Origin of the sequence: Acinetobacter sp. GWC1_38_13 (genome assembly GCF_001767535.1) — a bacterium.
Taxonomy (GTDB): domain Bacteria; phylum Pseudomonadota; class Gammaproteobacteria; order Pseudomonadales; family Moraxellaceae; genus Acinetobacter; species Acinetobacter junii.
On record NZ_MELG01000012.1, the window covers coordinates 1 to 5,227 of the forward strand.

General features: G+C 36.7%; 4 protein-coding genes. All 4 read right to left on the reverse strand.

Going from position 1 to position 5,227, the window contains the following annotated elements; genetic code table 11:
* Window positions 1–153: 153 nt before the first annotated feature.
* Window positions 154–822: an SOS response-associated peptidase family protein gene (locus A2003_RS01145; RefSeq protein WP_005402553.1), complete on the reverse strand. Its 669-nt coding sequence runs from the start codon at window positions 820–822 to the stop codon at window positions 154–156.
* A 56-nt stretch (window positions 823–878) separates the two neighbouring features.
* A complete protein-coding gene (locus tag A2003_RS01150; RefSeq protein ID WP_125297739.1) occupies window positions 879–3,041 on the reverse strand; it encodes a malate synthase G in 2,163 nt (720 codons plus the stop codon).
* A gap of 293 nt (window positions 3,042–3,334) precedes the next feature.
* Window positions 3,335–4,480: a cell division protein ZapE gene (gene zapE, locus A2003_RS01155; RefSeq protein WP_004911455.1), complete on the reverse strand. Its 1,146-nt coding sequence runs from the start codon at window positions 4,478–4,480 to the stop codon at window positions 3,335–3,337.
* A 118-nt stretch (window positions 4,481–4,598) separates the two neighbouring features.
* On the reverse strand, window positions 4,599–5,227 hold a 629-nt coding region (locus tag A2003_RS01160), incomplete at its 5' end, for a helix-turn-helix domain-containing protein (protein ID WP_286686713.1).

The following is a 5,227-nucleotide window of genomic DNA, read 5'->3' on the forward strand; positions in this document are numbered from 1 at the left end:
GCCGACGCATAAAGCGACCCAAATAGAAGAATTACTGCCACATCGCTGGAAATCCAACTCAAATTAAAAAATAGGCATGGGGTTCAGCGGACGCTTACATTTAATCAAATTTAAAAAAAGCTTCCTATAAAGGAAGCTTTTTTATTTTCGAATCTAAAATAAATCAAACATATTGAGCTGGGGTGTGATTTTCTCAATTTTAGGTTTTGGTACATGTAAACATTCAAATTCATCTACAGGAAAACCATTCATAAAATTAATTAATTGATACGGCTGTTTTAATGTTAACCACTCTTCTAATTGTTCATGAGGAATAATAACAACTGATCTTTTGACATCACCAGGTTCATGGAAATCCTTCATCATCGGATGATCTATAGCATCCATGGTTAACATCGCAGCTGAACGAATTATTTTGTCATTTAATTTTCTAATCTCATAAAGTGCAGCAATATAAAATGCCCGCCCATCTTTACGCTTTACAGCCCAGCGTTGTGGCTTGTTATCTATATATTTGCTTTCATAAAACTCAGTTACAGGGATTACGCCAAACTTACATTTGTAGGCAGATTCTTGAAAACTTGGTTTCTGAAAAATAGTTTCGTGACGTGCATTATAAGTATGTTTTGAAATATTAATATCTTCTGCCCATTTGGGTACTAAACCAAACAGAACCTCCCTCCACACCAAACCTTGTTCAGATTTAAACAATAATGGAGTTTTATAACTTGGATAAACCTCTTCTTCATAGGCAAAAGATACAAGCGGCAATTCAAGTTGCTTTACTTGTTCCAGTGTGATGGGTTTAAAGTTAGCACACATAAAAATGATCTTCAAAATAATAAAAGCCTCCGAAGAGGCTTTTATTTTAGATGAAATTAATCACCTGTATAACCTTTAAGTTTTAAACGTGCAGCATGTAACAATGGCTCTGTATAACCAGATGGTTGCTCAGCGCCTTTGAAAATTAAATCAGAAGCAGCTTGGAAAGCGATGCCATCAAAGTTTGGTGCCATTGGCGTATAAAGTGGATCATTCGCATTTTGTTGATCTACAATTACAGCCATACGTTTCAATACCTCTTCAACTTGTTCACGCGTTACGATACTGTGACGTAACCAGTTTGCAACATGTTGAGAAGAAATACGTAATGTTGCACGGTCTTCCATCAAACCAACGTTGTTGATATCTGGAACTTTAGAACATCCAACACCTAAATCAACCCAACGAACAACATAACCCAAGATACCTTGACAGTTATTTTCAAGTTCGTTGTTTAGTTCTTCTGCTGTCCAGTTAGTTTCTGTAGCAAAAGGAGGTGTTAACAAATCATCTAAAGTCAACATATCTTGAGATGCTAATTCATCTTGACGAGCTTTTACATTGATTTGGTGATAATGCATTGCGTGAAGTACCGCACCTGTTGGTGATGGAACCCATGCACATGATGCACCCGCATTTGGATGTGCAATCTTAGTCGCCAACATATCTTTCATGCTGTCAGGTTTTGGCCACATACCTTTACCGATCTGTGCTTTACCTTGTAAACCGCACTCTAAACCAATCGCAACGTTTCGATTTTCGTAAGCAGCAATCCATTTTTGAGTTTTAACAGCTTCTTTACGAACAACTGGTGCAGCTTCCATAGAAGTATGGATTTCATCACCAGTACGATCCATGAAACCTGTGTTAATGAAAATTGTACGGTCTTTTGCAGCTGCGATACAGTTTTTCAAGTTTACAGATGTACGACGCTCTTCATCCATAATACCGATTTTAAGTGTTTTAGCAGGCAAACCAAGAGCTTGTTCAGCGCGTTCAAACAACTCAACCGCAAATGCAACTTCTTCTGGACCATGCATTTTTGGTTTAACGATATACATCGAACCTTTACGAGAGTTATGGTTTTCGTTTTCACCACGGATATCTACAATGCTTAGTAACGGAGTTACTAAAGCATCCATAATACCTTCGAAAACTTCTTCACCTTCAACAAGGATGGCTGGGTTTGTCATCAAGTGACCAACGTTACGAAGAAGCATCAATGAACGACCATGTAAAGTTGTCGTTCCACCGATCAAGTTTTTAACAGTACGATCTTTATTAAGAGCACGAGTAACTGTTTTACCGTTCTTCTCGATTGATTCTTGTAAATCACCCTTCATTAAGCCTAACCAGTTACGGTAGCCTTCTACTTTTTCTTCAGCATCTACAGCTGCTACAGAATCTTCCAAATCTTGAATAGTTGTAATTGCTGCTTCAAGTGTTAAATCTTTAACGCCTGCTGCATCAGTTTTACCAATTGGGCTATTCGCATCGATATCGATAATTACATGCAAGCCATTGTTTAATAAAACAACCTCTGTAGGGTTTTCTGCTTCACCATTAAAGCCAACGAATTGTGACTCATGAGCTAAAGAAGTAGTAGAACCATCTTTCAACGTAACAACTAAACGGTTATGTTCGATTGCGTATTTAGTCGCATCAGCATGTGAACCTTGTGCCAATGGGAAAGTTTGATTTAAGAAATCTTTAGCAAAAGCAATAACTTTGTCGCCACGAACAGGGTTATAACCCTTGCCTTTTTCAGCGCCGTTTTCTTCAGAAATTACATCAGTACCATAAAGTGCATCGTATAATGAACCCCAACGTGCATTTGCAGCATTTAAGCAATAACGTGCATTACGTACAGGTACAACAAGCTGTGGACCAGCTAATAATGCGATTTCTTCATCAACATTTTCAGTTGTAACTTTGAAGTCTTCAACTTCAGGAACAAGATAACCAATTTCAGTTAAGAATGCCTTATAAGCATTTAACTCAAATTTATTATTGCGGTGCCATTCATCAATTTTAGCTTGTAGCTCTTCACGCTTCGCTAATAATGCTTTGTTCTTAGGGCTAAGATCGACAACGACTTGCTCGAAATTTTTCCAGTAAGTTTCACTATCTAAACCAGAACCTGGTAAAGCTTCATTTTCGATGAAATCGTAAAGTTCTTTAGCAATCGCTAGCTTGCCTTTTTGAATACGTACAGTCATTGTCTTTCCTGATGGTGCTAACTTTTTATAACAAGAATCCTAGTATACTGATTTATACTAGCCTGAATAGTAATATCACATTCCTAAATAGTAAGCATTTTCTCAATTAGAAGTATTGACAACTACGAGATTTAGTAAATCAAAACTTTAAATTAAAATTTTACTTATTCTATGAGGATGTAATGATCTCACAGTCTTAAAAACACATTTAGTTATAACAAAAATCAACCAAGAATAAAGCTTTCTCAGTATCAAAATATAAAAAAAAGCATTCCGAAGAATGCCTTTATAAATTATGAAGTTTTAGCCATATCAATTTGGCGATGTTCAGAGTGCAGATATGCATCTGATTGCATTTCTAACAATCTGGAACGTGTACGTTCAATTTCAAATGCTAATTTAGATCCTTCATATAACTCAATAATCGAATCTTCTGAATTAATCAATAATTTAACGCCTCTGTCATAGAATTCATCGACCAAATAAATAAAGCGACGAGTTCCTTCCGAAAGGAAATCTGTTAAATGTGGAACATTACTAACTAACACAGTGTTGTAGATATTTGCGATTTCAATAAAATCAGCGGGGCTTCTCGGTTTAAAACATAATTCTGAGAATTCACACCATAGAACATCTTCTGTATGCCCGAGTGTTTCAACTACACGATTATTAATCATAATCGGTGAGTTTGACTTCACTTGAGTCTGAGTTAATGCATTGAAACGCTCTAACATCCATACTTGAGCATCAGCACTCAATGGATATTTAAACAATTGAGCTTGCTTCAATACACGTAGTCTGTAATCAATTCCTGCATCAACATTTAATACTGTGCAATTTTTTTGTACACATTCAATCGTTGGCATGAAACGGTCACGATGGATACCATTTTTATATAAGCCTTCGGGTGCAATGTTTGAAGTTGCAACCAGTGTGATACCACGTTCAAATAGTTTTTGAAACAAATCACTCAGGATCATGGCATCCGTAACATTCGATACAAAAAACTCATCAAAACAAATTACAACAGCATCTTTATAAATCTGATCTGCAACCATATCCAAAGGATTGCGCTGACCAGAAAGTTTATTTAACTCTTTATGCACGTGCTGCATAAAGTGATGAAAATGCAGACGTATCTTGCGGCGGAAAGGCACAGATTCATAGAATTGATCCATCAACCATGTCTTACCACGACCAACACCACCCCACATATAAACACCTTTTGGGTATGTTTGTCTGCGGAAACGTCGAAATGCTTTTTTTGAAGCTTTATAGCGAGTGAGTAACTCTTTCCATACTCGATCTAACTCTTGCACTGCCTGCGCTTGAGCTTCATCAGGCATAAATTGCCCTGACTCAAGAGCTTGAGCATAGCGCTCAGCAGGCGATGTTGGTGTATATGCAGTGCTATGTGAGTCTGGTTTAGAATTTAACATAAGGCGTTATTGCAATTTTAATTGGTGAAAATTATATCGAACATTGAGTTCAAAGACATTAGATTTTAGGCTTAATTATCATAGAGTTTAAACATCATAATGTACCATTTTTAAGCATTTAGTTTTTTCGATGATATTGTCGAGGACTTCGTCCAAACCAACGTTTAAATGCATGGTTAAAGGCTGCTGGCTCTGAATATCCCAAAATTTCTGCAACCTGCTCGATCGAATAGGCACTATTTTCGATAAATTTAATGGCTTTTTGTTTAATTAAGCGCTCTCTAATTTCTTTATAACTGGTTTGTAGTTGTTGCAGTTGATGCCTTAATGTTCGTTCAGGAATATTGAGTGCGCATGCTGTTTCTGACATCGTGGGAATTACCCCATTTTGCATTTCAAGATACCCTTCTACGTACTCTACGATTGTTAAAATACCATCAGAGCTTTTTTCGAATTTCTCGATATCTTGTAAGCACTTTTCCTCATAAATTCGATAAGTTAATACATCTGCTGAAGGTACTTTTATGTCTAGAATTTCTACGCCATGCATAATAAATGCCGCTTGATGACATCCAAACTTAACATCATGTCCATAATAAGCTTGGTAAGCCTCAGTCCATCGCATATCTTTAGGATGTTCAAAAGGTAATTCGATCTGGATTTTAGGGATGTCTAATCCCATCATTTTAAAAATATCTTGCAGGAATTTATATGTACCAGAAATCTCACATTGCGCACGTAACTGCC